5 protein-coding genes, 1 tRNA gene and 1 pseudogene are annotated in these 4,198 nt (G+C 73.7%); 3 read left to right on the forward strand and 4 right to left on the reverse strand.

Going from position 1 to position 4,198, the window contains the following annotated elements:
- Positions 1-145, forward strand: a pseudogene (locus tag A8711_RS28320) (glycosyltransferase family 2 protein); the annotation flags it as partial.
- A gap of 70 nt (positions 146-215) precedes the next feature.
- On the opposite strand, the gene A8711_RS28325 reads toward A8711_RS28320, so the two are convergent.
- Together A8711_RS28325 and A8711_RS28330 are read right to left on the reverse strand one after the other, a co-directional pair.
- Complete coding sequence (locus A8711_RS28325) at positions 216-1,091, reverse strand: transketolase family protein (RefSeq protein ID WP_043330831.1); 876 nt, start codon at positions 1,089-1,091, stop codon at positions 216-218.
- A gap of 14 nt (positions 1,092-1,105) precedes the next feature.
- Positions 1,106-1,789, reverse strand: coding sequence for a hypothetical protein (locus A8711_RS28330; protein ID WP_069089885.1), 684 nt, complete (start codon positions 1,787-1,789; stop codon positions 1,106-1,108).
- A 46-nt stretch (positions 1,790-1,835) separates the two neighbouring features.
- On the opposite strand from A8711_RS28330, the gene soxR reads away from it, so the two are divergent.
- Positions 1,836-2,288, forward strand: coding sequence for a redox-sensitive transcriptional activator SoxR (gene soxR / locus A8711_RS28335; RefSeq protein ID WP_030499370.1), 453 nt, complete (start codon positions 1,836-1,838; stop codon positions 2,286-2,288).
- A 3-nt stretch (positions 2,289-2,291) separates the two neighbouring features.
- Here the strand turns inward: soxR and A8711_RS28340 are convergent, their stop codons facing one another.
- Together A8711_RS28340 and A8711_RS28345 are read right to left on the reverse strand one after the other, a co-directional pair.
- On the reverse strand, positions 2,292-3,266 hold the full coding sequence (locus A8711_RS28340; protein WP_069089886.1) for an NAD(P)H-quinone oxidoreductase: 975 nt from the start codon (positions 3,264-3,266) through the stop codon (positions 2,292-2,294).
- Positions 3,267-3,275: 9 nt separating this feature from the next.
- Positions 3,276-3,815 carry an AAA family ATPase gene (locus tag A8711_RS28345; protein WP_233607898.1) on the reverse strand — a complete coding sequence of 180 codons (540 nt, stop codon included), beginning with the start codon at positions 3,813-3,815 and terminating at the stop codon, positions 3,276-3,278.
- 96 nt (positions 3,816-3,911) lie between these two features.
- On the opposite strand from A8711_RS28345, the gene A8711_RS28350 reads away from it, so the two are divergent.
- Positions 3,912-4,001, forward strand: a tRNA-Ser gene (locus A8711_RS28350).
- Positions 4,002-4,198: the final 197 nt, after the last annotated feature.

Genomic DNA, 4,198 nt, shown 5'->3' on the forward strand with positions numbered 1-4,198 from the left:
CCCCTACGAGGTGCCGATCAGCTACCGCGCGCGGGGCCGCGAGGAGGGCAAGAAGATCACCTGGAAGGACGGCGTCGAGGCGATCTGGATCCTGGCCCGCGAGCGCGCCCGCCGCCGCCCGGCCACTCCCGCCGCCGCGCACTGAGCCCGCACCGCCGCAACCCCGCGATCCCGGCACGAGCCGAGGTCGCGGGGTTGCGTCGTGTCCGGGGCGCTCAGCCGAGGAACGTGTCCACCGAGCGGCGCAGCCCGGCGGCGTCCAGGCCGTGCCAGCGTTCGTGGTCCTCGGCGCTGCCGTAGCGGCGCAGGTCCTCGCGGCCCACCCCCAGCGACAGCAGCCGGTGCGGCCGGTCGGCCAGCGCCTCCGACACCACCCGCGCCGAGGTGCCCGCCAGGTACGGCTCGACCACCATCACCTCGGTTCCGGCCAGCGCCCGCAGCCCGGCCGTGTCGAACGGGCGCGGCCGGTGGGTGTAGGCCACGGTCACCGCCCGGTCGGCGGTCGCGGCCAGCGCCGCGTCCAGCACCGGCCCGACCGCCACCAGCAGCGCCGCGCCCGGCCCGGCGTCGCGCACCACCCGCAGGTCACCCGCCTCCGGGTACGCCCGCGCGTTGGCCCGGATCGACAACCGCAGGTACGCCGAGTCCTGCCCGCACACGACGTCGCGCAGCAGCGGCCGGACCTCGTCCGGGTGCCCCGGCACGTGCACGGTCCAGCCGTGGAGCGTGTCGATCAGCGCCACGTCGGCCGGACCGAGGTGGGTGCGTCCCGCTTCCGCCCGGTCGTACGAGCCGCCGATGCCGACGAGCACCGCGCCGACGCCCTGGTGGTCGAGGTCCAGCTTGATCTGCTCGTACGCCCGCTCGACCAGGAACGGGGCGTAGCTGTGCACGATCGGCCGCTGCCCGGTCAGCGCCAGCCCACCGGCGACCCCGACCATCAACTGCTCCCGGATTCCGACGTTGATCACCCGGTCCGGGTACCGGGCGGCGGCCGGCTCGAACGCGGCGGCGGAGATGTCGGCGAGCACGACTGTCGTACGCGGATCGGCGAGCACCTCCTCGGTGCTGGTGACGAACGCGTCCCGCATGGTGCTGCTCATGCTCACTCTCCGTCCGTGACGACCGCGACGACGACGTGCGGCCGGTGATCGTCGTGCCCGGTGAGGGCGGCGTGCAGGGCGTCGTGGTCGCGCCCGTCGACGGTGGCGGCGCTCCACCCGTTCACCGCGAACCGGCTCGCCGCGCCACCCGGCCAGCCGTACGTGGCCGAGCGGTTGTCCAGCACGATCGCGGTCAGGTTGCCCAGCCCGGTCGCGCCCGCGTACGCGATCGCCTCGTGGTTGGAGCCCTCGTCCAGTTCGGCGTCGCCGAGCAGCACGTACACCCGGGGGTCGGTGCGGCCCTGGGCCCGCAGCCCGAGCGCGGTGCCCACGCCCAGCCCGAGGCCGTGGCCGAGCGAACCGGAACCGATCTCGACGCCCGGCACGAGCGTGCGGTCCGGGTGGTCGCCGAGGCGGCTGGCCGGGCCGCCCTGGTCGTCCAGCCAATCGGGCGGTACGAAGCCGCGGGCGGCGAGCAGCGCGTAGTAGCCGGCGACCGCGTGCCCCTTGGAGAGCAGGAAGCGGTCCCGGTCCGGGTCGTCCACGGTGGCCGGGGTGATCCGGAGCACCCGGTCGTAGAGCACCTGGAGCACGTCCAGCGTCGAGTACACGTTGGCGCCGAACTCGCGGCCGGCGCGCACCCGGTCCAGCAGCGCGCCCAGCTCGGTGGCGGTGGTCGTCGTCATACCGATAGCCTCGGACTTGAAGCGAACTTCAACTCAAGGCCGTGTGATGCACGAAGCAACACTGACCATCGGGCAGCTCGCCGACCGCAGTGGCGTCGCCCCCTCGGCGCTGCGCTACTACGAGCGGCTCGGCCTGATCCACGCCGCCCGCACCGGCGGGAACCAGCGCCGCTACGCCCGCACCGAGCTGCGCCGGGTCGCGTTCATCCGGATCTCCCAGCAGGTAGGTGTCTCGCTGGAGGAGATCCGCGCGGCGCTCGACTCGCTGCCGTCGGGGCGTACCCCCACGCCCGACGACTGGGCCGCGCTGTCCCGCGCCTGGCGGGACCGGCTGGACGAGCGGATCCGGCTGCTCGGCAAGCTCCGCGACGACCTGGACGGCTGCATCGGCTGCGGCTGCCTGTCGTTGCAGCGCTGCACGCTCTACAACCCCGGCGACTCGCTCGCCGACGAGGGCCCCGGCCCGCGCCTCATGCTCCCGCGCCCCGGCCAGGGCTGACCGTCACCGGACCAGCAGCACCTTGCCCAGGTGGTCGTTGGTCTCGACCAGGCGGTGCGCGGCGGCGGCGTCGGCCATGTCCACCCGGGCGTGCACCACCGGCCGGACCCGGCCCGCCTCCACCAGCGGCCACACCTGATCGCGTACGCCCCGGACGATCGCCGCCTTCTGCTCGTCCGGACGGGACCGCAGCGCTGTCGCATGCACCGCCGCCCGCTTCGCCAGCAGCATCCCCAGGTCGAGTTCGCCCTTGCGGCCGCCCTGCATGCCGATCACCACGAGCCGCCCGCCGGTCGCCAGCGCCGCCACGTTCCGGGGCAGGTAGGACGCGCCCATGATGTCCAGGATCACGTCCGCGCCCCGGCCGTCGGTCACCCGGCGTACCTCGTCCACGAAGTCCTGCTCCCGGTAGTCGATCGTGTGCGCGGCGCCCAGCTCCCGCAGCCGGTCGTGCTTCGCCGAGCGGGCGGTCACCACCACTGTCGCGCCGAGCGCCACGCCGAGCTGGATCGCGAACGTGCCGATCCCGCTGCCGCCGCCGTGCACCAGAAGCGTCTCCCCCTCGGCCAGCCGGGCCAGGTCCACCACGTTCGACCAGACCGTGCAGGCCACCTCCGGCAGCGCCGCCGCGTCGACCAGCTCCACCCCGGCCGGCACCGGCAGCAACTGCCCGGCCGGCACCGCGACCTGCTCGGCGTAGCCGCCGCCGGCGAGCAGCGCGCAGACCTCCTGACCCACCGACCAGCCGGTCACGCCGGGACCGAGCGCCCGCACCGTCCCCGAACACTCCAGACCGGGGTACGCGGACGCGCCCGGCGGCGGCGGGTAGTGCCCCTGCCGCTGCAACAGGTCGGCCCGGTTCACCGCGCTGGCCCGCACCTCCACGACCACCTCGCCGGGACCGGGCTCGGGATCGGGCACGTGAGCCCAGACGAGCGCCTCGGGTCCGCCGGGTTCCGTGATCGTGATCGCGCGCATGACTCAGTCTTACCCGATCTGCCCTTCGGTCCACGCGCGGGCGAGGATCTCGGTCACCGTCTCGTCCGGCGTCTGGTCGGACGTGTCCAGCCAGAGCCCGATCCGGGGCGTGTCGGCCCGGAACCCGGCGTCCAGGTCCGCCACCGGCCAGTCCCCGTACCCCGTCTTGGGCCGGTCCCGCTCGCGGGCCGCGACCACCTCGGCGCGGGGCGCGAGCACCACCACGGCGAGCGGCCGGTGCCGGATCCGGCCGACCATGGCCGGCAGGTCCGCGCCGAGGACCACATCCTGGAGTACGACGGTGAAGCCCGCCGCGGCGTACCGGTCGGCGGTCGAGGCGGCCAGGTCGTAGCGCAGCCGGAGCTGCCGCAGCGCCTCGTCGGTCGGCTCGGCGGTCATGTCGGCCCGCCCGTTGACGATCACGCGGCGGAACACGTCGCCGCGCAGATGCACCGAGCGGGGCAGCCGCCGGGCCAGCCCTTCGGCCACTGTGGACTTGCCTGCGGCCATGATTCCGCTGATCAGCACCACTGCCGGACTCTCCCACACGCACACATTCTCGCAACGGAGGTGGGACGGCGGCTTGCCCGGTACGGGGTTCGTGGCAGACTGGGTCCCGGTCGCGCACCCCTCGGGGGCGTGCCGGGAGGGTTCGCCTAGTGGCCGATGGCGCTGGTCTTGAAAACCGGTAAGGCAGCGATGTCTTCGTGGGTTCGAATCCCACACCCTCCGCCAACTCCCACCCCGCCTCGCCTCGGTCTGCCGCGCGTGCGGACACATGGGCGTGTTGCCCCGGAAGTAACCATCGCCTCTGCGGCTTATGCCTCTGAGTCATATTTATGGGTCTTGTGACGGATGTGTGGGTCGGGTGTTCATGGGCGGGGTAGTTCGGGTCGGTGGCCGCCGAGGCTGAGCATGGCCATGGCAATGAG

The sequence above is a fragment of the Micromonospora sp. II genome (assembly GCF_001709195.1).
In the GTDB taxonomy this organism is placed as follows: Bacteria; Actinomycetota; Actinomycetes; order Mycobacteriales; family Micromonosporaceae; genus Micromonospora; species Micromonospora chalcea.